The sequence below is a fragment of the Butyrivibrio proteoclasticus B316 genome (assembly GCF_000145035.1).
GTDB classification, from domain to species: domain Bacteria; phylum Bacillota; class Clostridia; order Lachnospirales; family Lachnospiraceae; genus Butyrivibrio; species Butyrivibrio proteoclasticus.
Window position 1 is genome coordinate 89,068 of sequence record NC_014389.1, and the last position, 23,691, is coordinate 112,758.

A 23,691-nucleotide genomic window follows, 5' to 3' on the forward strand; every position below is an offset into this window, starting at 1 on the left:
GCTCTGAAGAACTATCGAACAGTACTTCCTTGCCAATAAGCTCATCAAAATCAGAGGGCTGCCTGTAATATCTTTCAAGTCATCATTCGTAATCTGCCTACACGAATGTTCCCAGCTACATGCGTCCAATCACTCATTATTTTCTCCTTTTAAAACATTGATTTTATTTTGAATAATATCATTTACATCATCTAGTTCAATCAAATCAACTCTCTTTTCATCACAATTATCACAAAAAATCCTTTTATAGTAAAAAGATTTTTCCTTCATCTCTGACTTCAACTCGGCAAGCATAGTCACCATATCAGCCTTTAATCTTGCGTTATAGTCAGCTTGCATCATGGTAATGTATGCTCTAAGCTGTTCATTGTCGTTAACTAGCTTATTGTTGATTTTTACCTGTTCTTCATATTCGTCTTTTGGGATTGTTTCTACTTCATCCTCATAATATGGACAACTATCTTTTCCAAAACAAAAGGCATCCTTAATATTATCTTTGGCTTTACACTTATCCATAACTCTATACTTGCAACTCATAATTATCTCCTTATCTTATTCTTCTGCCTTCTTATACATCTGGCATTTGCCTGTTTTTCTAAGTGCATTATCCTGTACATCATGATAACCACTATACCAAAGACCCGTTGCTCTGCATTTTGGTTTGGTATCACAGTATTCACACAATGCACACGCTGTATATCTGCCAGCTTCCATATTATTGAAGTCTTTACCTCTCGCCACTTTTTATCCTCCTTAGCGTATGTCTTTATACGTTTTACTCTTTTCGATTGCATCCAGTCGCTTACGCATTTCCTTGAGTTCATCATCCTCGAAGGACTGCGTATCAAAATCAAGCACTTCTACATCGATGTTTTTGTTTCTTGTATAAACGCTTGTTACCATACCGCCTTCAACAACTACAATTACTTTTGTCATCTTTTATTACTTTCCTTTCCTTATCTGACATAAATTACAAATACTCTGATATTATGACATTCACTAATCAAAATAATTCCAGGTAAAATAAAAGCGCCTCCGGAATCCGGAAGCGCCTATAATTATAAATATCGTGCGAAAAAACCCTTATTACAAAAGGCGAAACCTTAGTTTTATTGGAATAACTGTCATTTCTTTTTGCAAGTATAAACATTGCAACCTTCTTTCTCATCATATACGATTTCTCCTTTGTAAAAACAAAACTCGCATACTCTTGGGCATTTACCATGCTTTTGATTCTTCTCTTAATTCTTCAATCCTTTGAAACTCTTTTTTTGCTTAATGCCATGTATTTTCCTTTCAAAATAAAAGATTCGTTTTATTCAGTAGTTACATTGACCACTTTTAGATTACTTAACATATATCTAATATCATTTTCTGTTTCTTCTAAAGCAATTTCTTTTGCTTTATCTTCATTGCTAGTATTTACAAGTTTTACAAAAGAGTATCCGCATATACCTGTATCTACCGTCACATAAAAATCACTCATGTTTTATTCTCCTTTCCAATAAAAATTAGGTTTTATCCTATATCGCAACTACAGATGCAATATCCATATTCATCCGAAGCCCAATCTAATATTTCATCTGTAGTACAGCCCTTCTTTAGGAGTGTATCGGGAACATCAATCTCTTTTGGAAGTGCGTAATCACTATCCCCTTCTTCTAAATCCCAAATAATATGTGTTATCTTCATAATTCAGTTCTCCTTTCCAATAAAAACTAGATTTTATAATGTTTCAAAATCTCTATATTCATTAATTCTTACAAGCTCATCATACAATGAACCGTCTGTAACATAGGTGTCTTCTGTATCATCAACGGCCTCTCCATCCTGTAATGTTACGATATGTACCATATTTGATTCGTCCTCTTCAGGTTCAAATTCGCCATCTTTCCATATATGCAATTCAAGGTCATTGTTAGTTCCAAATTCTGTTACAACTAATTCCTTGTCTGCAAGTAAAGCATCAGCAGCATTAATTATTTCCTCGAAAGTAGGTCTTACTAATTTATTCATCTCTTTCTTCTCCTTTTATATCCAACGAAAACATAGGTTTATTCTCCCTTCATTTCTCACATATTCTTCAGCGCTTGATATAGTTATCCAAGTTACATGGTATGGTTATCCAAGTACCTTCTACAAACTTATATGGAACAGGTTTGACGGAATCGATAGCCTTATAGATGTCATTCCATGTTGTCTTTTTATTATCTTTTCTTACGAAAAACTGACGTCTGCACTGTTCGTAATTCTCTGGTTCTGTAAAAGTCAGTTTCCTAACCTCATCATAGGATACATGAACCCCATCCATATCTCCTAAAAGAGTCATGATTGCAGCCCATCTTTCTTGTAATAACTGTTCAATGTCCGCATCAAATCTACTGTCTGTAATCTGCTCAAAAACAAGTGTTTTCATTTTTCCTTCCATATTATTTTCCTTTCGTCAACCATCATAAATTACACATATATGAATAATTATGGTATTTGCTAAATATAATAAATATCGCGCAAATTGACACTCCCATCAGCTAAAGCTAATGGGATTCTTGCTTCAAGGATCACGGTTATTATCACATCTATCTAAAGATAGCAGTTTTCTCATCGGTCTCCACAAGCGTAAGGCTATTGCCTAGTTCGGGTGTGCCCCACCCTACTACAAGTATATTTAAGGTTTAGGCCACTTGCTCAGCAAGTAGGCTTAGACCTTTTTCTTTTATGTTAATAGCAGCATTAATATCTCTATCGTGATAAGTTCCACATTCAGGACAAATCCATTCTCTAACAGATAGATTCTTAACCTGGATATGTTTATATCCACAGATATTGCAAGTTTGACTACTTGCATAGAATCTAGGAACTCTAACAATTTCAGATCCATAGAATGCTGATTTATATTCAAGCATATCAAAGAATTTAGACCATGATACATCACTAATGTTTTTAGCTAATTTGTGATTATGAACCATTCCTTTTACATTCAAGTCTTCAATACAAATGATTTGGTTTTCTCTCAAAAGCTTTGTAGACTCTCTATGTAAGAAATCATTTCTTTGATTAGTAATCTTCTCATGTATTCTAGCTACAATGATACGCTGTTTATTCCAGTTTTTAGAGAATTTAGTCATGTGAGACAGCTTACGCTGTTCTTTGACAAGTTTACGCATAGACTTATCAAGGTATTTAGGATTATCTACTGTATTACCATTGCTATCCGAATAGAATTCCTTAATACCCACATCAATACCAATGATACGTCCTGCATTTTCATATATTGGTTGTTCAACCTCTACATTAAGGACACAAAAATATTTACCACTAGAAACCTGTTCAATAGTGGCATTATTGATTTTGCCTGTTACAGGCATAGAGATTTTAGCTTTTACATAACCTAATTTAGGAAGTTTAATATACTTTCCAGCTACTGCGATATTACCATTAATACACTGCGTCCTATAGCTTTTATTGTGGTTATGCTTAGATTTGAATTTAGGCATAGCTGCTCTCTTGGCAAAGAAGTTTTTATAGGCTCTGTCTAAATCTCTAAGAGATTGTTGCAGAGCTACAGAATCTACTTCTTTAAGCCAGACAAATTCTTCAGACTTCTTATAGCTAGAAAGCATCGCATTTGTCTCTTTATAGCCAATAGAATTACCTTTTTTGAATTCATTAGTACGCAAAGAAAGCCCTTGGTTGTAAATGAATCTACTACAACCAAAGGTCTTTTGAATTATATGCTGCTGTTCTTTATTAGGATAGATCCTAAACTTAATTCCTTTGAGCATCTAATTGCTCCTCTAAATCCATTACTTTTTCTATTAGCCAAACAACATAATCAGGAGTTTTACGAGTACCTTGTTCCCATGTTTGAACGGTTCGCACGTTCAAGTGAAACTTATTTGCAAATTTGCTTTGGGAAAGTCCTGTTTTTTGACGTAACTCTAAAATTGTCATAAGCATTACCTCTAAAGCCATTATACAACGTTGTTGTATATTATCAAGTATTTTTACCCTGATTTTTGATGTAATGTTTCAGAGTATCGCTGCTAACTTCTCCAATAGAACTTATGAAGTATCCATCAGACCAGAAAGTTCTTTCGTTCCAAAAACATTTGCTTAGATAAGGAGTATATTCCTTCCAGATATGGTAGGTTGTGTATGACTTCAGAGTTCTTACAAAATCCGACAAGTTTATATTAGGAGTAGTTTCTATCATTAAATGTAAATGATCTTTATCAGCTTCCATGTGGTGAATATGTACATTGTGAGAGTTTGCTATATGAATAGCAAGAGTTTTTATATCGGAGGATATATTGTTAGCAGATAGCAATTTTCTTCTATTTTTACAAACTAAGATTAAATGATATCTTAAGAGAAACTTATGTCTATGTCCATGATTATAGTCTTTATTCATGAATCCTATTATACAAGAACAGCCCCGCTTAGGCGAGGCTGAGTGAAGTCTATCGGCTTTCATCCCATAAGCTAAAGCTTGATGGGTTTTCAGCCGTGAGAGTTATATAAAAGCGCCTCCGGAATCCGGAAGCGCCTATGATTATTACAAGTTATTTTCGATATATTCTTTTAAGTTCCTGGCTTCTGCGCAGTCCGGAAGATCTGCTATAAGGTAGAAGAGTTTATTTGAAAGGTCTTTTTTGATCTTATCAATTTCTGCCTTGAGCTTTGTTTTTTCATTTATAGCATCACTTATGGCCTGGTCTCTTGAAGCATACCCTTCAAGCTCATCGAGTTCTTTTTCGATCTTTTCCATCTTGTTGTAGTACCTGTCATATCCAGTGTCGTTATAACATGCTTTGGCTTCTGTGTAAGCATCTTTTAACTTCTTTGTTTCACTTTCTATGACCTTCTTTTTATAGTTTTCGATCTTTTCTATCGCGTTCATGTTATTCTCCTTATCTTGCAGCAAGCTTTTGCGGAATAAATCCTTTTTCCATACAGATCTTATCGACCTCATCATCAGGAAGGATCCTGTTAACTTTAATCTCACCGCTTATAAGCCATGGATCACGCTGCTTTGAATTAGTCTTAAATCTGTAGTAGCCCTTTGGAATGGTCCGAAGACCATTTCGTTCGGTCACCGTAAGTTCGTCTCCTCTTATCTCACATTCACACCACACACTGTCAGGTCTTCTTGCAAGACTGCCATCAGGTTGTCTTGCTCCGATCCAATCTGTCCAGGGCACGTTTGTCGTGTGCCAGCCTGGTCGCAGGGATAATTTTCCGCCACAGCCGGATGCCTTAACGTGAGTAGCATCAGCAAGAGGGCCACAAGAAGCCTTAAGCCATTTACCAAGGACTATCTCCTTATCTGATTCGACATATAAAGGATACAGCTTGTCACTTTTGATCCGGCAGAGTTTATATACCAGGAGATTCTCATTCTTTTTCGTAGACAAACTCTCCCTCCTCATCTCTGATGCTGGAAATTTCACCCTCAACATCTTCAGCAGCTCCAAATTTAAGCTTTTTGAATTTCTCTTTAGCTTTTGGGTATGCCTCATCAGGACTTCCTGCACTTATATCGATAACGACTTTTGCTTTTATCTCAAATTCCACAGTGTAATTCTGGGTGTTTTCAGTGATAACGCAATAACAGTCAGACTCTGAATCATCAAGCATCTGTTGCAGGCTTTCGGCGTCGGATTCATCGTAAAAGACGGTCCTATCATCAGCTGGCACAAGCTTAACTTTATCTTCTTCTCTTTCCTGCTGCACAAACAGTCCTTTGGTCATATTTCTTACAGAATATCTAACCTTTGGAGCAGTTCTGTTTTCGATGCGTCTTTCATTTGTTTCTAAGTTTCCTGTAAATACACACCACTTGAGGTCACCTCTTAGATTTGCAACAAGTTCAAAAGGGATTTCCCCATTTCCGAATGGAGCATTCTTTTGATAGGTCTCATTAGCGATCTTGAGAGCTTCCTCTTTTGTAAGGCCACTTTTATACTGCCTCGCAAGCATCCCTCTGTATACCATATTACCTGTAGAATAACTGTATTCAACAGACTCGGTATCATCAAAACAGATACTCTTACCGATCAGAGTGACATCTCCTATTGACAGGCGGTTACATTTATTACCGCAGCAATCATAATATACGCTCATTTTCTTCTCCTTCTTTAGGCAAATTCTTCTTCGCAGTATGTATCTGCTATAGCGCGGGCTTTTTCTGGATAACGCCAGTTCTTTCCCTCGTTTTCGTCTATCTTTTTGTAGATCTCCTTTGTGATCTTAGAAAGGACTTCTTCAGGGATATTTTTCTCAGCATCCTCCCCAAACTGTATATCAACACTGCTGTAGCAGGCAGCCTCATATTCGTCGCCTTCGTACTCAAACTTAAATCTGTGACGGTCAGCTAAGAAATCACTGATACTTACACGGATGTGCCTTAATTTGAATTCATTTTTGTTCATAATTTAATTCTCCTTTATTTAGCTAACATTAAATTTGTTTGTCTTATTATGGGATCTGGCGGTAAAAATAAAAGAGGCCTGCCGTAGCAAACCTCTTTAAAAGTCTTATTTAGTTTTCTTTTTTAGCTTCTTCGATAATACCCACTATAGCTTTTCTCAGTAGCTCTTGTGCTTTCACAAGCTTTCTGTGATCAGCAGCATCAATTTTTTCTGGAGCGATATCAAGGAGACTACCTATCTCTTTAATGATCTCAGCTGACTTATCCTGGATAAGCCTTGATATTCTTTCGTCTGCAGTTTCATCTTCGATAAATCTGTCTGGTTCCATCATGAGCTGCGTTAAACTAAAGTGTTCCTCCTCTTCTTTAGTAAGAAGCCTGTCATAGCTGATAATATCATGATATTTTCCGCTTACAGAATCAAGTCGCGCTTTGAACCCTTCTTCAGGCTGACACCCAGGGGCACAACCTCTGAGTCTCATTCCATAATAATAAATTTTGCTCATGTTTATCTCCTTATAGTCTCTTGAAAGTTTCTTCAGAGCAGAATCTTCCGCTTTCCCCGGTAAGATCTGCCATGGAGTGGCCAATAGCAATGCTCTTGATATACTTAAGTTCTCTTGCCTTATTAAGTACAAGTTCCAAAGCATTAAGCTTTGCCTTAGAAGAGATTTCGGAGTATTTGATGGTAAATTCAAAGCCCTTTGGATAATTCTTTATCCTATCAAGCGCACTGTTAAGCTCTGATAAAGTCTCTTCATCAAAAAGTCTGTCTTTCTTCCAGGTGCCAGCCACATCATCTCCATTTCGGATCTCAAGTTCGATATCCTGACATGAAGGATGAAAATCTTCCTTAGGAATATTCCAGTACCTGTCATCCTCCCAGTAGTATTCGATTGAATAGAGTTTAGACCCCTTGAGCTCCTGGACAAGCTTTTCATAGGTATCTTCAGATATTTCATCATCACTCACAGGATCATTATCACCAATACCAAATTCAAGTCCCTTCCATCTAGCATCATATCGACCATTTTCTACGCCGTATTCAGATTCGCCGCACAATCTCACCTCGATAAGTTTGCCGCTCTCGCTTTTAAGAGTGATAGAATCAACCTGCACTGTAGTCTTCTCTTTTATGGTATCAGGGATATTTGTCTTGAATCTAAAATATGCTCTCATATTTCTTTCCTTTCTAACTATCATTAACAACAATCATGTCTATTATGTAAATATGTGAACAAAATAAAAGAAGCCCCTTATAAAAGGAGCTTCCTGCTATTTAGTTTCTGTTGTATGCATATCCAAGTGCTTCATCGAGATAGAAATAATAATACTCATATTCTTCAGGGAATTCTATACGCATTTCTCTGTCAAGCTGCGTAAAGATCTCATGAACAAGTATCTCTTTGTCGATTACCTTAAGATAGCTCTCTGCTGTTACTTCACCATCGTCCAGGTAAGGATTGTAGTAAAACTGGTTATCTCCTATCTGGCAGACAACGCCGGAACACCCATGGTCAAGATCGCCATCAACTATTTTAATGACGTTCTTTTCAAGACCTTCAATGACCATTTCTTTTGTTATTGTATGCATTTTAAAACCTCATTCCTTTTGGCATTAGTTATCATCTCTGCGTTAGATACAAGTGACAGCACTTTATCGTTCAGAACGCTTAGCTCCTTTGTTTTAGCATTTACCTCTTTGAGCAGGTCACTGCCTACAAGGTTCTTTTTAGCGTTCTGCATATTATCCATGGCCATCAGTATACACTGACTGATTATAAGAAGTTCATCATCAGAAATGTTATTCATATTGCCTCCATTTGAAGAGTTTTCTTCATTATAACACGCTCTTACCTTATGGAGCATTGATTCAAGCGTTTCTGATGGGCTGAATACTATGTGGCATTCATGTGGATGAAGAATTGCTTCCTGCATTTCTTTAACAATGGTCAGTACAACATTTCTTTCGCTTTCGTTATTGCTTATAGCTTTTGCAACATCCTCAATACTTGCAGCCTGCATTCTGGGATCCTCAAGCATCTCTGAGTCGCAGTGCCATTCGCGGAAATCTTCCATAAGGGCAACCACCTGCTCTGCCAGTTCATAAGCTGTTCCGAGAATATAATTTTCGATCCTGCTTACAAGTTCCTCAGGGCCAAGCCTTTCTGTGTGATGAGGACACGCCTCAAAATCTACATCGGTAATTTCCTTCATGCAGTGGCCACAAAGTGTCATCTGGTTATTTTCATCAGGAGCAAGATTTTTGCACCCCTTACATCTTTGATTAGCATCCTGTCTAAACATTTTGTTCTCCTTATTTTGTAATAAAGTTGTATCCTTCTTTACATCTGATCTCCGAGAAAGTCATATCGCATATTGACCAGCTAAAGATCGTTCTTTTCTCAGTTGTTTTATGAAGACTCCTTTCCAGAACCTTCATATCGACGTAAAAGTCATCTTCCTTGCTGCCAGCCTGCTTTCCATGATTTTCTATCGCGTCCTTAAGGGCGCTTTTATAAGTCTTTTCACTTACTTCTATTTTTGATGTAAAGCTATCTGCGAGCATGGTTTCTATAAAGAATCTCTTTGTTTTTACTCTTTTAGCCATGTTTAGTCCTCGCTGATATGTATGACCAGGCTATTATCTGCAACTGTTGCACCTCTTACGATGCAGTTAGGCTCAACAGGCCTGATATTCCAGTCCACTACAGAACCTTTAAAAACCTCGTTAAAATTATGGTTTCCATCCTCTTTCTTTACTACAAGCTGTGTATCGTTATCGATATACATAAGAAATCCGTCAAGTTTCATGATTTATCTCCTTTCTTTAGTTGACATTATAAATATTTCCTGTATTATGGCCCGCATCAGAATAAATAAATCAAGGGCTTCAGCTCTGGTTTTGAGTAAAATAAAAGGACCGCCATGGTATAGTCATGGCGGTCCCTATCAACTTATCATCCCTTGAAATAACTACTTCTGTCCTTATTCTTATCCCAGCCCGGGTAGTATTTATCCCACCACTCAGTATTCTGCCAGTCATGTTCTATTACGGCACCATCACTTCTTAAATAATATGCCGGTTCCTTCTTAAGCCACGACTTCCAGTCTTTTTCTGTTGTTTTTTCAAACTGTTCTCCAGTAAGATGAAGATCAGCTCCAGAAAACCAGTCGGCCCATTCTTTAACTGAATCAAACTCGCAGTAGATGTCATAGACATGATGTTTTTCGTATTCCTTTGCAAATGTAAGGAACTCTTTAGCTGCTTCACCACACATCTTTACAGCTGCATAGAAGCCCTCACGATAAGCTTTTGATAAATGAAGTTCTCTTGGCTCAGTTCTTCCAAGCCTTTCTAAGAATGATTCTACTAAATAATTATCCATGTTATTATCCTTCTGTTTTATTATTTTCTACTTCTTTTACATGTCATTATTATTATTCCATTTCAATAATTGATACACGGACGAAGCTTACATACAGGTATCTTTTTATGCCAGGTAAGCTGATCAGCGCAGCGGATATAAGCTATCCCATCAATCACCTTACTTACATAGACCAGGGTATTTTTACTGTAAGCGAACGTTCCGCTTAGTATTCCTTCCTTATTCATCTTATTCTCCTTACTTTGTGAATGCTCCGAAATCAAGGACCATGTCTGCTGCCTCAAAGAAGCTGCAGAAATTTACGAGCTCATTCCTCTGCTGGTTAAGAACCTTGAGTGTTGGCATAAAGTAACACATATCGCCGCACATCTTAAAGTTTTCAACTGCTTCTTCCTCTCTGCCTTTTATGGTCAGCCACTCAGATGAAACAAAAGAGTAATCCTTAAAGCTCTTTCTGTCGGTGTCATAGACAAATCCTGTAACCTTGTCTGTAGCACCTTTGTAGTACGTATTGATTAACATGTTATTTTCCTCTTTCCCATTCTGACATTAAAATAATTTACTTGATTATGGTTTATGCCGGCGCAAATAAAAACAGAGAGGTTAGTATTTGAAACCTCTCTGTTTCATTATTGTCAAGATAGCTAAATAAATCTTTGTTTCTACTTATGCAATCTTATTATTATCCCGTAATTCTTCAATGAAAGCCTTGCGTCTTTCAAACCAGGCTTTTGTAAACAGCATTGGCGTGTACCAGTAGCTGCTGTTATCATCTACAAAAAGAGGATTCCCTGTATAAGGTTCTGCCAGTGAATCACCATGTACGACTACAGCCGGGCATCCAATAATAGCAAGCTGCACAAACGCCATATAGACTGCAGTAATATCGACGTCCTGACCAACTGCGATCATCTGTGTTTTTGGATCATATCCAGCATCTCTTAATGCCTGAGCACTTGCAATAAGCATTGCTCCTCCTCCAACAGCAGGATCCAGTGTCGTCACATAGCCGTGATCTTTGATATCCTTCTCAGGAGAATCAAAAGTCATCTGAGCCATCATCTCGCATACATGATATGGAGTAAATATCTGTCCCCAGGCTCTTTCTCCCATTGAAAGCTTCATATACATGTCACCGAGGAAATCCTGATTAGGATCTTCGTTAAGAGCCATCATAAGATATGCAAGAAGCTTCGCGGGAATCTCTTTTCCTCCAAGGCGCTCTTCGCACTTATAATACTTTTCTTCTCTTTCCTGCCTTACATTATATCTTGGCTCTGTCTGATTGCTTAAAGTGCACGCAAACATCTCCATCAAGATGCCCCAAGCCTCTTTCTTATTAAGGCCCTTATTGTAGCACATACTCTCGAATTCCTTCTGAAATTCTTTTTTGTAATCCATTTTAGTCTCTTTCATGTTATTATCCTTATTTGATCTGGCGTTAACAGTTACAAGGATAATATGTTTAATTTAGGATAAAATAAAATAGGAGTCCTGCTAAAAGCAGAAACTCCTATTAAGATTATTTTTCTATGCTATTCCCTAATGAGATGTTGCCAAGATATGCCATAGCGCGATATTCCTGTTCTGAAATGATCTTCACTCCAAGTTCTTTGGCCTTCTTATTCTTTCCAGAAGAAGATGTAGTGTCATTATTGATCAGATAGCTTGTCTTTGCTGAAACAGTTCCGGATACCTTACCACCAAGTGACTCGATCTCATCTTCTAAAAGCTTTCTTGGCTTGTAGTTTTCAAAAGAACCTGTAACTACAAATGTGAGGCCTTCAAGAGAACTGGCACCTGCTGCCTTTTCCTCAATAAAAAGGATATCAACAGCATCAAGAAGATCTACATACTTCTGAGCTGTATGGTCTTTATCTGGAATGCCTAAATCCAAGATACTCTGGCAAAAGTCATTGAGAGTCTTCTTAATAACATCGCCAAATCCTTCGATCTTACTAAAGTCATATCCAGCCTTGTACATCTCAAGGAGTCTTCCGAAATAGTTAGCTTCCTTGCCGTCGAACTTTTCGATTGCCTTCTTTAAAAGCTTAGCCTGGCCATGTCCAACATTAGGAAGACCAAACGATGCCAACACTCTGATAAAGTCAGATGTTCTTGACTTATCAATAGCAGTAACGAGGTTCTCTACGCTTTTTTCTGACCAGCCATCCTCATTCTCAAGATGTATTTCAGGCTTCCCGAGCTTTGCAAATACTCCATCTTCATGCCACTTTTCCGCCTGGAAATATAATGAAGCAGGTGCTGATGCATTGATATATCCCTTTGAATCAAGGAATCTTATCGATTCGATTGAAAGCCCCTCGATATTCATCTGGTCTCTTCCGACAAAATAATCCAACTGCTGGATAGCACGCTCTTTGCAGTTATCATTGGAACAGAAGTAATCCGTACTTCCAAGGTTAACAATAGGAGAACCACAGAACGGACACACAGTTGGTACTTCAAAGAGCCTTTCAGGTTCCTTGTATATAGTCTCTGTAAGCTTGGGGATGATCTCTCCTGACTTAAAGATTCCATATACTCCACCGATTCCGATATGGCGCTCTCTTATGTAATCCATGTTGTGAAGAGTTACACGGGATACTGAAGTGCCGCACATCTGAAGAGGCTCTCCAGTCTCATCGTCACATACAACAGCTGTGAAGGTAAGCTTGCCTGTTCTTCCAAGAGCTACATCAATATCAGTTACTCTTGCCTTCTGTTCCTTCTGAGGATACTTATAGGCAATGTGGCCTGGAATGTACTTACTTGATGTAGAGAAGTCATCCTGGTGTTCTATAACATCGATCTTGACAACAGCGCCATCGATGTCATATCCAAATCTTCCATCCTTGTGAGTCTCATACTCATCAATAAGAGCCTCAACTTCTTCAAAAGTCCTGGCAAATCCGCAGATAGCTGTCTTAAAGCCATCTTTTTTAAGGATCTGCATTGCTTCATACTGGGTTCTTGTGAGGATATCTCTTGTAGCTCCCTCGACTTTCTGGACTCTGAAGATAAACATATTGAGCCCTCTTTCCTTAACGAGGACTGCTTCTTTCTGTCTGAGTGTTCCTGCAGCAAGATTTCTTGGATTGGCAGCAGGCTTTCTTCCAGCTTTCACTTCTTTTTCATTGAACTTTTCAAAGTTCTCATGCTTCATATAGATCTCACCACGCACCTGGAAGGAATCTCCGTACAGGTCATGAGATAAAAAGAGTCTTTTTGGAACATCAGGGATCTGCAGTACATTTTCTGTAACATCTTCGCCAATGATGCCGTTACCTCTTGTCTCAGCAAGCACAAGATCATAGCAGACACAGTTAGCCTCATCATAAGGCTCAGTATCATTGGTCTTATAGCGGAGTGTACAGGAAAGACCGTCAATCTTCTCTTCAACGGTAAAACCCGCATCAGGGTAGTTTGTCTTAACATTTTCCATCCACTCTTTTACTGATTCTTTATTAAAAACATCCTCTATTGAGAGCATTGGTACGTCGTGAGTAACCTTCGAGAACTTACTCGAAGCAGTTCCTCCGATCACCTGGCTGATAGAATCATCCGTAACCCAGGAAGGATTCTTTTTCTCACAGGCCTTAAGCTGCACCATCAGCATGTCATATTCATGATCAGAAACTTTTGGAGCATCGTCATCATAATATGCTCTGGCAAGATCCATGAGCTTATTTTTAAGCTTTTCATAATCTTTTTTAGAAAGCTGCTCGCCAAGTGCTGTATTTAATTCAATCTCGTTCATACCTATTATCCTTTCTTAACCGTCATTTTTATAGATACGATATAAGTATGTCTTTTTCTGGTCAAAATAAAATGTATTGAACTACCACCACCGACTTCGTTGGAAGTGGATTCCTGCTTCAGCCACCACTGCGCGGGACTGTTCTATAAAAGCAACAGAACTGCGGCTTATACGGTGTCCACAGGCGTTTGGTTCCCGTAGTCCCTACGGTACTTTATGTTTTTGTGTTTCTATGCTGCATCAGGGAGCATTGTCCGCCCCTTTTGAAGCAGGCACCTGGCAGCATTAACATCACGATCGTGCTCTGTACCACATACAGTGCAGGTCCATCTGCGGATAGCAAGGTCCTTGGTTTTCGGATTCCTGTGTCCGCATATATGGCATGTCTGGGATGATGCATAGAAACGTGGTACTTTGACAAGGGCGCCCTGATACAGGGGCATTTTATACTCAAGCATTTTGGTAAACTCAGACCATGATGCATCACTTATGGAACGTGCGAGCTTATGGTTTCTGATCATGCCTTTGATATTAAGATCTTCAATGCACAGGAGACTGCACATCTTTGCAAGGCGTGTACTCTCCTTGTGGAGATAATCATGACGCGCAAAACAGACCTTCTCGTGGAGACGGGCAACCTTGCGTTTTTGCTTTATGTAGTTGGATGAACCTTTCTTCATGCGGGAAAGACGGCGCTGCGCTCTTATGAGCTTTCCATTGGTTTCATAGAGATACTTCATGTTTGGAGCAACAGTTCCGTCATCAAGAACATAGAATGACCTTAGTCCCAGATCAAGGCCATGCTCCATGCCATGATTGCCTTTAATAAGAGAAGCACTTTCTATCTTTAAGGTCAGGGATACAAAGTACTTGCCTGATGGTTTCCTTATGAGCGTAGCATTCAATATCTCGCCAGGTATATCACGGGAGAGCTTTATGCGCACCATGCCAATCTTGGGGATATTTATGAAATGCTTGTCCAAGGACAGTCTGATGCCGCCATTTTGGTTTCTTGTGCGGTAGGAAATACCAGATTCCTTTTTGGAACGGAACTTAGGATAGCCGCCACTATGACTAAAGAACTTCTCAAATGACAGCTGTAAGTCTTTAAGCTCTTCCTGAAGAGCCATGGAATCAGCCTCTTTAAGCCACGGATATACGAGTTTTAAGTATTTAAGGTCATTTGCGCAGGCATTGTAGTTCATACTGCGGTGCTGAGTGCGCCATGCAAGGCTTCTCATGTTCAGATAGTAGTTGTGAACAAATCTGCAGCAGTCTGCTGTAACAGACATCTGTTTTCGCTGCGTGATATTTGGATATATACGATATTGATATCTAAGGTAAATGAACTGTTCCATGGATATAGCATACCACAAAATCACGCAGAGCGCACGTATGTTTGGGTTGTATCTGGCAATTCATCCCCAACCGGCATTCGCTGGAAGGGGTTTTCTCGCCAGATAATTTATAAGAGAATGATAGACATTGTTATCAAAGTCAAAATGCGCTTGAAGATTGCGGGTTTCAATTGCACTTCCAGTGCTGAAAAGATAGGCATTTACAGCAAATTTTCCACGGCAATCTGTGGGGCGGAGTATATCGTATTTCTTACAATCGCTTAGAAGCGTTTTTACACGTTCTTCTGAAATGCCCAACATTTCAGCCATTTCTTTTTATCACTTTTCAGAAGGTAGACTATATTTGTTTTAAATTCCATCCTCTGGGCAAGTAGTAAACTAATACCGACCAGGTTAAGGGGGATCTTGTTATTTTCCCAGAGTGAACTCGAGAGTAAAGAAAAAGCTTAAAGATACAGAAAAGCCATAGATGCTCGTGAAACATATCTAGGTGTTTTAAATGAGCCCGCAATAGATAAAATTAAGGGCAAGGCGAGGGAAAATGTTATAAGTAAGATTCAGGGCAAGGATGAGGTTATACTGGATAAAGCTGATTATATGGATTTAATCAGAACAGCAAGACTTGTTAGCGGATTGAGGAAAAAATGGAAAAGATGGCAACTGCCTATAACGAGAAGATGGAATAAGCGGAAAGAGCTATCACTGGTGCTAAAATAAAGATCAGAGATATGCTTGATAAAGCTAGAAGTGAAGCCCGTGAAATCATAGATGAGGCTCGGGGAAAAGGGGTTAAAATGAGGCTGGAAGATGCCAAGAATGAAATTGACCTGGAACGATACAGAAACTTGGAAGAAAGATTTCCTGATACATTCAAGAAAATGCGTAATGATATGCAGCAAGAAAAGAGTATAAGCCGTACGATTCCGAATCACGATTATTATGATAGGAGTTTTTGATTTGCAATATGTATTTGCATTGCATAATTGCATTGCAAATATTATAATAAAACCATGGAAGAGCTAATTTTGAATGGGATGATGAAAAAGAACAAAAGAATATCAAGAAGCATAAAATGGACTTTTCTACCGCAGCACATGTGTTTTCAGATAACTGTCGTATAGAAAAGTATGATGGAAAACATAGCGAAGATGAGGATCGCTATAAGGTTATTGGGGCCATAAATGGCTACCTGATGATCATAGTTGTTTCATACACTATGAGAAAAATGATAAAGTAATCCGGATGATATCCGCAAGAAAAGCTGAAAAGGAAGAGAGGGAAGAATATTATGGCAACTATTAGAAAAAAAATAGATGTATCTGCAGAGCTTACAGCAGAACAATTGCATATGCTAAAAGAAGCCGAGAATACGGAGTATGTATTTGATGAAGACAATCCGATCCTTTCCAGGGAAGAGCTTGCTCAGTTCAGAAGAGTTTCGGAGCTTATTAAAGAAGAGCGTGAAAATAACCAAAAACAGAATGTTACACTGAGATTATCCCCCAGAGCGGTGCGCAAAGCAAAATCTTTGGGAAAGGGATATACTAGCATTTTAGCAAAGATTGTCGAAAAAGCATTAGATAATCCGGAACTTGCAGAACTGCTGATGAAATGATAAAAGCCCTAGCTTACGTAAGCTGTTGTTCTCTTTTTGCCGTGGAATGTCGCCTGAATGAAATTACTACCATCAAAGCCCATAACTGCTATTTTTCGATGTTCTTCTACAATATTCATTTGTTGTGCTTCCCCTATGGCAAAATTTTACATTATTGATGAGGCCCCTTCTGTCAGATGGCAGTAGCTCATATTAATATTGTATGTAGTAATCTGACGTTGCAAAGTTCTACCCGTGGCAGCAGGCAATAAAAAAAGCCGTGGTGTATTTCTACATCACAGCTTTTCTGCTATTTTCAAGTAAAGCGGTTTTCCTATCCCCTTCTAAAGGGCTTATTGCCCGTAAGGGGATTCCATGATTCTGATGGCAAAGCTTGGTCTTCTTCATGCAAATAATATTCATAATTATACGGCTTGTACTCAAAAGATAGGTCAGAATCTACGTGCGCAATCTCTGACATTTTTCTTCCTAGCCATCGCGCCTGTTCAATACTTAGTGGCAATTCTATGTATGCCAACTCATGATTTTCAGCATCATTAAGGCGTCGAATAAGACTATCACAAATATTTTGACTGAGTTCTTCTTCGGTATGTTTCATAACTTTCTTTTTTTCTTGAACTTTCTTCTGATTTTGGTTTTTATCCTCGTCAGCAGGCGTGGTCCGATATAAGTTATTCCTCCGGCACATATAAGTATCAGCCCAGTCCACCATACTCCAATAAGTATGAGCATATACCGATACACTGGCTCTTGCTTATATGCTACTGCATAAGGGTACATCCTTTTAAGTACAAGTTCTGCCACAGATGCAGCGATGAATAGCGCTGCTCCTATCCACACTAAATTCGTGTTCTGCGTCTGTTTTGCCGCTTTTCTACTCACAGTATTCATAAGCTATTCCTTAGTCTTTCATGATAGAGAGCATAGTTCCTTTTACCTTCTGCTTGGATACATCCAAAACACCTAATACAGTACATGAGCTTCTTCCCATATAGAGCATAGGGCACTGACTCATTTCCCATATCATTTCAGCCTGCGCTTAGGACAGTAATTTGTCCTCTGATATCGTTATACCAAATTCAGGTTTCTTTTGACGTATTTTAAGCTTTGCGTATTTTGGCTGTTATTAATATTCTCAAACGTCAAATATTGTTTCTTAATTTTATTTATCTGCCATCTATTGTATTCTTATCAAATGATATGCTAAGACTGCGATCATTACTCCTATTATAGGACCTGTGACTGCTATAACTGTAGGAACCGTTATGTGCAGAGCGTACATAAGGATGATAGTAAGTGGTATTGCCATACCAATACACCCAAGAAGGATCAGCAGTCGACATTTCCTGGTGTTTTTGATTTCTTTATTCATATCTTACATTACCTGCCTTTTTATAATTTAATGCTTCCTCATAAAGCTTTTTAACGTCTTCGCTTTTAGGATGATGAGTATACAGTATTTTTTCTCAATGTCATTAAGTTAAGAGCAAGATCATTAAAATAGCCATCAACAGATTTGTGTTGATGAGATATTTGTCGTTTTAATTTGGATTAAGCTTTATTGTATTAAGTCAGTGAGTTGACAACATAAGATTGGTAATTGTGTCACTATCTTTCGGAGTTAAATAAACAAAATACTTGGTAGTAGGGTTTATGGCAGAACGTGAACAATCTATTACTTTACGAACATAAGATTTGTCTAATGTTTTATCTATTACAGATACATAGCCACCTTGCAATACATTAATAGTGTCACTTTCTCCATCTTCATTCTCAATAAGCAAAGCAACTGCTGCCTTATGGAAAAGAGTCTTATCTTTGCTTACAACCCTAGATATTTCATAATTAGAATCACTATCGTTCTCATAAAAGCTATTACCGTTGATTGTTATTTCGTGGTATCCTTGTCTTTCTAATTTTTTAATAGCATCCATTTCTATAGTTGATGCGAAGTCCTTTCCAAAACTTGTTTGAGAAATAAATAATGAAAAACTATAAATTGATATAACCATAATAAGAGTTAACCTAAATAGAGCCTTAACCGCATCTGACATAATATTTTTCCTTTCGTATCACAAAAAAATAATTACTTGTCTACGCTGTTTTACTTTTTTATTTCATTAAAGGTTATTTTTGATTTTTGATGTAAAGTTTTTCAATCTGTCTTTATCTTAATAACGTTGTATTTTTCTCCCTGCTTTTTATGTTTCCTCTTTATCATCAAGCTGCGTAAGCATAATGAAGTCATCCATATCTTCCACATAAGGTTGTTCATCGAAACAGTCGCGAATGCTGCAGCATGTTTCTTCGTCCATTACATTGGCGAACTGTTTGTCAAAATCATCATCATCGGTTTCGATATCAATGGAATCTTTCACTCTCGTCCATTTTCTTGTTGCTGCATGACTGTTAATTTTAAGTATTTCTATAAAATTTCCATCTTGAAACTCAACGCTGTATTTCATTGTTTTTATCATAATGGACCTCTCAAACAGCAATCTCCTTTACAGAAAGTGATACAAATGCAGTATTTGCATCAAATGAACTATATGGAAATATTATATCATAATTTCTTTGTTCAATTTTGCGTATTTATTCTGGTTGGCAGTTCATTTTCAGCAAAGAATTTATATTCGCACACAATAAGTTCATCTTCCTCGATCGCCATTACCTGCAGTTTCATCAGGAACAGAATATCTTTAAGATATTTTATATCCTTAAGTTCCTCGGGAGTATTTTCCTGAATCCTCTTAAACAAAGCTCCAAGCCTCCAGGAAGCTCTGCAATGACGCAGAAGATAGTTTTCGACATCACTTATTTCCGAAAGGATCCGGCATATCTCTTTTTCTGGAAGTTCATTTTTATACATTTCAGGCATCATGGCCTTCACTTTAGTATATGCTTTGGATACAAGGTCTCGTGTTCGTTTTTGTTCTTCTTTTTTATTATATTCTTGCATTTTTACGCTCCTTTTATGGAATTTTTTATGCCGGTTGAAGTTTGTATTTTCCTGGCTTTCTAATATTTCGCATACTGCGCATGGAAAGTGTTATAATCATACTGTCATGTAGCGATATAAATCGCATACCTGCTGCTATTTGAAATTATCATAGAAATTTTACAGATTATAAGGAGTATTATGGAATCTTATTTATATATCACATCTCAGAACATTCCTGGGGCGGAGCTGTTTATGTTTTCATTTTGCATCTTAGTGTTCAGTGCTATTTTTGACATTGTGTTTACTTTTACCGGACTGTTTTATAAAGGGGATGCGCTTCATAGATCCAAGTACCATTCCATGATAATTATGACAACCGAAATACTTGCAATGATAGGATTGTCCCTGGCAGTCATATTTGCTTTCATGTCTGGCAATTGGTTTTATAAATCCATTTTCATATTGTTATTTTGCGTCTGCGTCATATTGTTTTCTAACACTGTACTTTCAACCCTTAGGATATTCCGGACAAAAAAGACTTTCAATGAGATGGAAGCTGTTTACGAACTTATCAAAGAAAATGATAAAAAAGACCAGCCAAATCTTTTGTTTGAATATTTCATGACAAGAAAAAGGAACCTTAAGAGCAGGCTGTTATCTGAGGGGTACTGCAGTAAGAAAGACCTTCTGCTATTAAAAAATGTCTTCAGATATTCGACAAAAGACGAAGTCCGTTGTTTTGTTCTTTCCAAAATGATCATGGATGAAGATAATAACAAGGCCGATTCAGATACCACTCCGGATAATACCGCTTCCCAATAACAGAAAAAATAGTTGCATTCAGAGCTTAATTGATACGCATCAGCACGCCGTCTTTATTTTCAACTTTTATGGATCCGGACTCTGTATAGCATGGTCTGTCCATATTTATGCTGTATGACATCACCCAGCTATCATCGATGAGCTCTCTTTCATATCCCCAGTCTTCTTTATATCGCGATACAGACAGACATTCATATGTGCTATAGCCAAAATATCCTCTGATCACATGATATACGAGATTTCCAAACTGGGCTTCCCAGCGGTTTATTTCCCTAAGGATATCTTCAGGGACATCTGTTATCTTATCCTTGTCCGAGCACCAGATTTTTCCGGTTTCTTTATAATCTGCGATAACATCTTCCCTGATCTTTAAGCTTTCCATTCTTCTTATAGCTTCGTTTTTCATGTATCCACCTTATCAGAATGTGCAACTGGTTTTGTTATTTCAACTGTTCTTTTGGACTATAATTGTCTCTGCATTATGGATTTTCATCCATCTTTTCCTCTGGTACTTCAACCAGGTCGGCTTTTTCATATTTCTTTGATACGTCATATTGTATTCTTTTTTATGATAACACAAACAAGAGTGATGAAATATGTTTAGATCAGCTTTTAATGATGTTTGACTTATTAAAGACAAACTTTTATATCCTGCTGCCTTGGAGCATAAGCACTCCAGCAATCTAAAAATGGGCAAAAAAATGATGTCCTGCCATTCCGGCAAGACATCTTCAGGCATTAAGATTATTTTTTTAACTTTCGTTAAAGAAACCTTTAAGCAGAACAGGAGGTGCACCCTGTCCTGAGTTTTATTATAGCACAGTATATGTTAAAAGCAAGATATTTTTCGAACAGCTGTTCTTATAGAAAAACGGCCTGTTCCCTTTTACAGGATCAGGCCGTAGCAAGTGGGCGCTTACATACCCAGAAGCTTTATATGGGTTCCAACCTTAGTTAGCTTATTATAGCAGATTCTATATCATGATTTCAAACAAAATATAGTTACTGCCCTTAGGTATCTGCTGTATACAAAGACGCGTGGATATTCACATATCATCCGTATATCCGTCGCTATTTACGATATATACATCATTATCTTTCTGCTCTCCAAGGATGCTCATGACTGCTTCTTCTTTTGTCATATCCCATTCTTGTTCAAAAACAAATTCAGGATCACGCTCATATCGCCTACACAGATTATCAACATTTATACCATTAAAGGTTCCCATATATTCGAGGTTATATCCTATGATGTCATAACCAATATATGCGTCAAAAATCATATCCTTCTCTTCGTCTTCGCCAATGTCGTTTGTGTGTATGAATATGATCTGAAGCCCGCAGTCTATCATACACTTTACATGGTCAGCCCATAATTCCGACTTATTGTATTCTTTTGCCATGTCAGGAAGTTTTTTAATGAAATCTTCAACGTAATTTAGGCCTCTTAGATTAATACTGTACTTTATGCTTTCTGATATTCGTTTTTCCATAGTTTGTTCCTGTAAAACTGTAATTATTTGATCCTTACAAATCGCTGTTCTCTTTCAAGAGCCTCTCTGTAATGTCTTGCATCTTCCTCGATAAACGCCTTTAAATGTTTACCTGCACTCATCCTTCTGGTGATGAACCTGTCAAAGAAATCTTCGATCGCGCCATCACCAAGCATATCTTTAAGATAAGCTTCAAGGGCTGCATTCATCTTATTGCTCTCAGAGAGCATCTGATAAGGGTATTCCAGCATTCCTGAAACTTCTTTTGTATCTTCTTTTGAGAGTCTGTATTTCTTGAGCACTCTTTTAAGTTCTTTTACTTCTGAATTCTTAACATCTTCTGTCATATATGTTGCTGGATTTCTTTTCATCTTGGTATTCCTCCTATTGTCAGTTTACGGTTTTATTATCTTCCCGGGGAAATAAGGTTTAATACGCCAAGAAGGCATATGAGCATCCCAAGGCCTGCCATCGCATACGCTCATGGCGTTGCCTTTTTGAAAAACTAAGGAAAGATAAAGAAAAGACACTTACCGAAGGTGTATACTCGCGGGCCGGTGCCGGTAAAAGCTCTGTGAGATATTTGGTTAACGCAGTGCGTACACCTGATATACGCATCTGCAGGTAGTGCCGTTTAAAAGTTTATATTCTTTATCTATATGGTCATGCCCGTGGACCACAAGAGGAACCTTGTGCTTAAAGGCACACTCGGTAAGACCTTTGTAACCCTGATGGACGATGTCCTTTGACTCCTTAGTGTATGGGCCGGCGTGAGAAATTATAACGTCGACATCCTTAAAATCCTTTACCATATCCAGAACCTCTCCCTGAGTGTGCATACAGTAGGATGGATTTGGCTTATATCTTGGGCACCCGTCAAAAACAGCTACATTAAGATTATCTATATAGATGGTGCCGCTTTTTAAATGGATAATGCGGTCTAAAACCTTTGACTTATAATCACCTTCGTACATGGTAACGGAATCATGGTTTCCAAGAACTGCAAATATCTGTATATCATCTGGGATGAGCCTTACAAGTCTTATAAGGTCAGCAGTCGTATTGTCACCAAGGAGAAATACCGCGCTGCATCCTGTAAAGTCGATGCCATCTAAAAGTTCATCATTAAAACAGCCATGGGTATCTGATATGAATATCCAGTATGGAAGGTTTATATCCTTCTTATCTATATGGCCATATCTTTTAAGAAGGTTTTTCTGGAAGTTCTCTTTGTCTATGGTTATATCAGAGGACTGCATCTGGTCACCTAATTCATCATTCTTATTTTCAAAGAGCATTTTAAATAATGACCACATGACTTCCTCCTGTAATATCTAGTACATGCCAAGTCCCCATCTCATGATGATGACTATCAGGTATGCTATGAGCATTACGGCAATGCTGATCCTCGTTCTTTGCCTTCTTTTTTTCTCTATACCTTTTGCTTGTTATATATCTTTTGTAGTTTTCTGCAAATTCTTTTGCTGTCATAAGTTATTTTTCAGTTCCTTTTTGCCATTTTTATCCTGCCGTCTTGGCGAATAATTCCGGAACGCCTGCTGCCGCTTTTGTTTTGCTACAGCAGTGCATCCTGCAAAAATGCAAGTCCGGCATCATTCTTATTTATCTATATATGGCAAATTAAAAATGGTAGTACATGCTAAAGACACATAGATGTAGATGACATACACATGTCCCTGCCAAATAATATTGTGGCGCATTTGATTTTTAATTTTTGATGCAGATTTGTCATCGGACAAATAAGATGTTTTCTTCCGCACATTGCCCGCGCATATCTGTTGGCGCCGCCGTGCTACCCATTCGAAGTAAGGCTTGCGCCCGTTAAGGAGTGCTATCGCTCTTTTTAACGCTTACTTGATGTA

42 protein-coding genes are annotated in these 23,691 nt (G+C 38.0%); 4 read left to right on the forward strand and 38 right to left on the reverse strand.

Annotation, left to right across the window (positions count from 1 at the left end):
- Window positions 1-129 precede the first annotated feature (129 nt).
- From BPR_RS16990 to BPR_RS17105, 28 genes are all read right to left on the reverse strand, one after another.
- Entirely contained in the window at window positions 130-537 is a 408-nt protein-coding gene (locus BPR_RS16990) for a hypothetical protein (RefSeq protein ID WP_013282726.1), read from the reverse strand.
- Window positions 538-552: 15 nt separating this feature from the next.
- A complete protein-coding gene (locus BPR_RS16995; RefSeq protein ID WP_013282727.1) occupies window positions 553-741 on the reverse strand; it encodes a hypothetical protein in 189 nt (62 codons plus the stop codon).
- Between the two features lie 12 nt (window positions 742-753).
- Window positions 754-936, reverse strand: coding sequence for a hypothetical protein (locus tag BPR_RS17000; RefSeq protein WP_013282728.1), 183 nt, complete (start codon window positions 934-936; stop codon window positions 754-756).
- A 67-nt stretch (window positions 937-1,003) separates the two neighbouring features.
- Entirely contained in the window at window positions 1,004-1,171 is a 168-nt protein-coding gene (locus BPR_RS20845) for a hypothetical protein (protein ID WP_154649893.1), read from the reverse strand.
- A gap of 144 nt (window positions 1,172-1,315) precedes the next feature.
- Complete coding sequence (locus BPR_RS20850) at window positions 1,316-1,486, reverse strand: hypothetical protein (protein WP_013282730.1); 171 nt, start codon at window positions 1,484-1,486, stop codon at window positions 1,316-1,318.
- A 32-nt stretch (window positions 1,487-1,518) separates the two neighbouring features.
- Window positions 1,519-1,692: a hypothetical protein gene (locus tag BPR_RS20855; protein ID WP_013282731.1), complete on the reverse strand. Its 174-nt coding sequence runs from the start codon at window positions 1,690-1,692 to the stop codon at window positions 1,519-1,521.
- A 33-nt stretch (window positions 1,693-1,725) separates the two neighbouring features.
- Entirely contained in the window at window positions 1,726-2,016 is a 291-nt protein-coding gene (locus BPR_RS17005) for a hypothetical protein (RefSeq protein WP_013282732.1), read from the reverse strand.
- A 67-nt stretch (window positions 2,017-2,083) separates the two neighbouring features.
- Window positions 2,084-2,428: a hypothetical protein gene (locus tag BPR_RS17010; protein WP_013282733.1), complete on the reverse strand. Its 345-nt coding sequence runs from the start codon at window positions 2,426-2,428 to the stop codon at window positions 2,084-2,086.
- 244 nt (window positions 2,429-2,672) lie between these two features.
- Window positions 2,673-3,782, reverse strand: a complete 1,110-nt coding sequence (tnpB, locus tag BPR_RS17015; RefSeq protein WP_042258505.1) for an IS200/IS605 family element RNA-guided endonuclease TnpB — start codon at window positions 3,780-3,782, stop codon at window positions 2,673-2,675.
- Window positions 3,766-3,972 (reverse strand): helix-turn-helix domain-containing protein, encoded by a 207-nt coding sequence (locus BPR_RS17020; RefSeq protein WP_013282735.1) that lies wholly within the window; start codon window positions 3,970-3,972, stop codon window positions 3,766-3,768. The genes tnpB and BPR_RS17020 overlap by 17 nt, the downstream gene beginning before the upstream one ends.
- 22 nt (window positions 3,973-3,994) lie before the next feature.
- Window positions 3,995-4,411, reverse strand: a complete 417-nt coding sequence (tnpA, locus tag BPR_RS17025; RefSeq protein WP_013282736.1) for an IS200/IS605 family transposase — start codon at window positions 4,409-4,411, stop codon at window positions 3,995-3,997.
- A gap of 144 nt (window positions 4,412-4,555) precedes the next feature.
- Window positions 4,556-4,900 carry a hypothetical protein gene (locus BPR_RS17030; RefSeq protein WP_013282737.1) on the reverse strand — a complete coding sequence of 115 codons (345 nt, stop codon included), beginning with the start codon at window positions 4,898-4,900 and terminating at the stop codon, window positions 4,556-4,558.
- Window positions 4,901-4,910: 10 nt separating this feature from the next.
- Window positions 4,911-5,414 carry a hypothetical protein gene (locus BPR_RS17035; RefSeq protein ID WP_013282738.1) on the reverse strand — a complete coding sequence of 168 codons (504 nt, stop codon included), beginning with the start codon at window positions 5,412-5,414 and terminating at the stop codon, window positions 4,911-4,913.
- A complete protein-coding gene (locus BPR_RS17040) occupies window positions 5,395-6,123 on the reverse strand; it encodes a hypothetical protein (RefSeq protein WP_013282739.1) in 729 nt (242 codons plus the stop codon). Before BPR_RS17040 ends, BPR_RS17035 begins: the two co-directional genes overlap by 20 nt.
- A 14-nt stretch (window positions 6,124-6,137) precedes the next feature.
- Complete coding sequence (locus BPR_RS17045; protein WP_013282740.1) at window positions 6,138-6,431, reverse strand: hypothetical protein; 294 nt, start codon at window positions 6,429-6,431, stop codon at window positions 6,138-6,140.
- A gap of 109 nt (window positions 6,432-6,540) precedes the next feature.
- Complete coding sequence (locus BPR_RS17050; RefSeq protein WP_013282741.1) at window positions 6,541-6,936, reverse strand: defense against restriction DarA-related protein; 396 nt, start codon at window positions 6,934-6,936, stop codon at window positions 6,541-6,543.
- Between the two features lie 10 nt (window positions 6,937-6,946).
- On the reverse strand, window positions 6,947-7,609 hold the full coding sequence (locus BPR_RS17055) for a hypothetical protein (protein WP_013282742.1): 663 nt from the start codon (window positions 7,607-7,609) through the stop codon (window positions 6,947-6,949).
- 100 nt (window positions 7,610-7,709) lie between these two features.
- On the reverse strand, window positions 7,710-8,024 hold the full coding sequence (locus BPR_RS17060; RefSeq protein ID WP_013282743.1) for a hypothetical protein: 315 nt from the start codon (window positions 8,022-8,024) through the stop codon (window positions 7,710-7,712).
- Window positions 8,012-8,737, reverse strand: coding sequence for a hypothetical protein (locus tag BPR_RS17065; RefSeq protein ID WP_013282744.1), 726 nt, complete (start codon window positions 8,735-8,737; stop codon window positions 8,012-8,014). Before BPR_RS17065 ends, BPR_RS17060 begins: the two co-directional genes overlap by 13 nt.
- Before the next feature lie 10 nt (window positions 8,738-8,747).
- A complete protein-coding gene (locus BPR_RS17070; RefSeq protein WP_013282745.1) occupies window positions 8,748-9,041 on the reverse strand; it encodes a hypothetical protein in 294 nt (97 codons plus the stop codon).
- A 2-nt stretch (window positions 9,042-9,043) separates the two neighbouring features.
- Entirely contained in the window at window positions 9,044-9,244 is a 201-nt protein-coding gene (locus tag BPR_RS17075; RefSeq protein WP_013282746.1) for a hypothetical protein, read from the reverse strand.
- A 146-nt stretch (window positions 9,245-9,390) separates the two neighbouring features.
- The gene (locus BPR_RS17080) at window positions 9,391-9,819 is read right to left on the reverse strand and encodes a hypothetical protein (RefSeq protein WP_013282747.1); all 429 of its coding nucleotides are present in this window, start codon (window positions 9,817-9,819) and stop codon (window positions 9,391-9,393) included.
- Window positions 9,820-9,881: 62 nt separating this feature from the next.
- Complete coding sequence (locus BPR_RS20860) at window positions 9,882-10,046, reverse strand: hypothetical protein (protein ID WP_154649894.1); 165 nt, start codon at window positions 10,044-10,046, stop codon at window positions 9,882-9,884.
- A gap of 10 nt (window positions 10,047-10,056) precedes the next feature.
- Window positions 10,057-10,341, reverse strand: a complete 285-nt coding sequence (locus BPR_RS17085; RefSeq protein ID WP_013282748.1) for a hypothetical protein — start codon at window positions 10,339-10,341, stop codon at window positions 10,057-10,059.
- 144 nt (window positions 10,342-10,485) lie between these two features.
- Window positions 10,486-11,235, reverse strand: coding sequence for an N-6 DNA methylase (locus BPR_RS17090; protein ID WP_143754383.1), 750 nt, complete (start codon window positions 11,233-11,235; stop codon window positions 10,486-10,488).
- Between the two features lie 106 nt (window positions 11,236-11,341).
- Window positions 11,342-13,579 carry an NAD-dependent DNA ligase LigA gene (gene ligA / locus BPR_RS17095; RefSeq protein WP_013282750.1) on the reverse strand — a complete coding sequence of 746 codons (2,238 nt, stop codon included), beginning with the start codon at window positions 13,577-13,579 and terminating at the stop codon, window positions 11,342-11,344.
- A gap of 230 nt (window positions 13,580-13,809) precedes the next feature.
- Window positions 13,810-14,937, reverse strand: coding sequence for an RNA-guided endonuclease TnpB family protein (locus BPR_RS17100; RefSeq protein WP_013282751.1), 1,128 nt, complete (start codon window positions 14,935-14,937; stop codon window positions 13,810-13,812).
- Window positions 14,938-14,997: 60 nt separating this feature from the next.
- Window positions 14,998-15,246, reverse strand: a complete 249-nt coding sequence (locus BPR_RS17105) for a hypothetical protein (RefSeq protein ID WP_143754384.1) — start codon at window positions 15,244-15,246, stop codon at window positions 14,998-15,000.
- A gap of 419 nt (window positions 15,247-15,665) precedes the next feature.
- Here BPR_RS17105 and BPR_RS20865 point away from each other — a divergent pair, with 419 nt between their 5' ends.
- The 3 genes from BPR_RS20865 (at window position 15,666) to BPR_RS17120 (ending at window position 16,552) form a co-directional block, all read left to right on the forward strand.
- Window positions 15,666-15,893, forward strand: coding sequence for a hypothetical protein (locus BPR_RS20865; RefSeq protein WP_013282752.1), 228 nt, complete (start codon window positions 15,666-15,668; stop codon window positions 15,891-15,893).
- Between the two features lie 116 nt (window positions 15,894-16,009).
- Window positions 16,010-16,174 (forward strand): BrnT family toxin, encoded by a 165-nt coding sequence (locus tag BPR_RS17115; RefSeq protein WP_013282753.1) that lies wholly within the window; start codon window positions 16,010-16,012, stop codon window positions 16,172-16,174.
- A gap of 51 nt (window positions 16,175-16,225) precedes the next feature.
- Complete coding sequence (locus tag BPR_RS17120; protein ID WP_013282754.1) at window positions 16,226-16,552, forward strand: BrnA antitoxin family protein; 327 nt, start codon at window positions 16,226-16,228, stop codon at window positions 16,550-16,552.
- 313 nt (window positions 16,553-16,865) lie between these two features.
- Here the strand turns inward: BPR_RS17120 and BPR_RS21130 are convergent, their stop codons facing one another.
- From BPR_RS21130 to BPR_RS17150, 5 genes are all read right to left on the reverse strand, one after another.
- The gene (locus tag BPR_RS21130) at window positions 16,866-17,264 is read right to left on the reverse strand and encodes a hypothetical protein (protein ID WP_207636507.1); all 399 of its coding nucleotides are present in this window, start codon (window positions 17,262-17,264) and stop codon (window positions 16,866-16,868) included.
- A gap of 189 nt (window positions 17,265-17,453) precedes the next feature.
- A complete protein-coding gene (locus BPR_RS21510; RefSeq protein ID WP_275450186.1) occupies window positions 17,454-17,579 on the reverse strand; it encodes a hypothetical protein in 126 nt (41 codons plus the stop codon).
- Between the two features lie 544 nt (window positions 17,580-18,123).
- A complete protein-coding gene (locus BPR_RS17140) occupies window positions 18,124-18,606 on the reverse strand; it encodes a hypothetical protein (RefSeq protein ID WP_013282758.1) in 483 nt (160 codons plus the stop codon).
- Window positions 18,607-18,753: 147 nt separating this feature from the next.
- The gene (locus tag BPR_RS17145; RefSeq protein ID WP_013282759.1) at window positions 18,754-19,029 is read right to left on the reverse strand and encodes a hypothetical protein; all 276 of its coding nucleotides are present in this window, start codon (window positions 19,027-19,029) and stop codon (window positions 18,754-18,756) included.
- A 101-nt stretch (window positions 19,030-19,130) separates the two neighbouring features.
- The gene (locus BPR_RS17150; RefSeq protein WP_013282760.1) at window positions 19,131-19,511 is read right to left on the reverse strand and encodes a hypothetical protein; all 381 of its coding nucleotides are present in this window, start codon (window positions 19,509-19,511) and stop codon (window positions 19,131-19,133) included.
- Window positions 19,512-20,042: 531 nt separating this feature from the next.
- Here BPR_RS17150 and BPR_RS20995 point away from each other — a divergent pair.
- On the forward strand, window positions 20,043-20,315 hold the full coding sequence (locus BPR_RS20995) for a hypothetical protein (RefSeq protein ID WP_167531180.1): 273 nt from the start codon (window positions 20,043-20,045) through the stop codon (window positions 20,313-20,315).
- Between the two features lie 25 nt (window positions 20,316-20,340).
- On the opposite strand, the gene BPR_RS17160 is transcribed toward BPR_RS20995, so the two are convergent.
- From BPR_RS17160 to BPR_RS17180, 5 genes are all read right to left on the reverse strand, one after another.
- On the reverse strand, window positions 20,341-20,721 hold the full coding sequence (locus BPR_RS17160) for a hypothetical protein (protein ID WP_013282762.1): 381 nt from the start codon (window positions 20,719-20,721) through the stop codon (window positions 20,341-20,343).
- 640 nt (window positions 20,722-21,361) lie between these two features.
- Window positions 21,362-21,808, reverse strand: a complete 447-nt coding sequence (locus tag BPR_RS17165) for a hypothetical protein (protein WP_013282763.1) — start codon at window positions 21,806-21,808, stop codon at window positions 21,362-21,364.
- A 23-nt stretch (window positions 21,809-21,831) separates the two neighbouring features.
- On the reverse strand, window positions 21,832-22,179 hold the full coding sequence (locus BPR_RS17170; RefSeq protein WP_013282764.1) for a hypothetical protein: 348 nt from the start codon (window positions 22,177-22,179) through the stop codon (window positions 21,832-21,834).
- A gap of 216 nt (window positions 22,180-22,395) precedes the next feature.
- On the reverse strand, window positions 22,396-23,124 hold the full coding sequence (locus BPR_RS17175; protein WP_013282765.1) for a metallophosphoesterase family protein: 729 nt from the start codon (window positions 23,122-23,124) through the stop codon (window positions 22,396-22,398).
- Window positions 23,108-23,299, reverse strand: a complete 192-nt coding sequence (locus BPR_RS17180) for a hypothetical protein (RefSeq protein WP_013282766.1) — start codon at window positions 23,297-23,299, stop codon at window positions 23,108-23,110. Before BPR_RS17180 ends, BPR_RS17175 begins: the two co-directional genes overlap by 17 nt.
- Window positions 23,300-23,691: the final 392 nt, after the last annotated feature.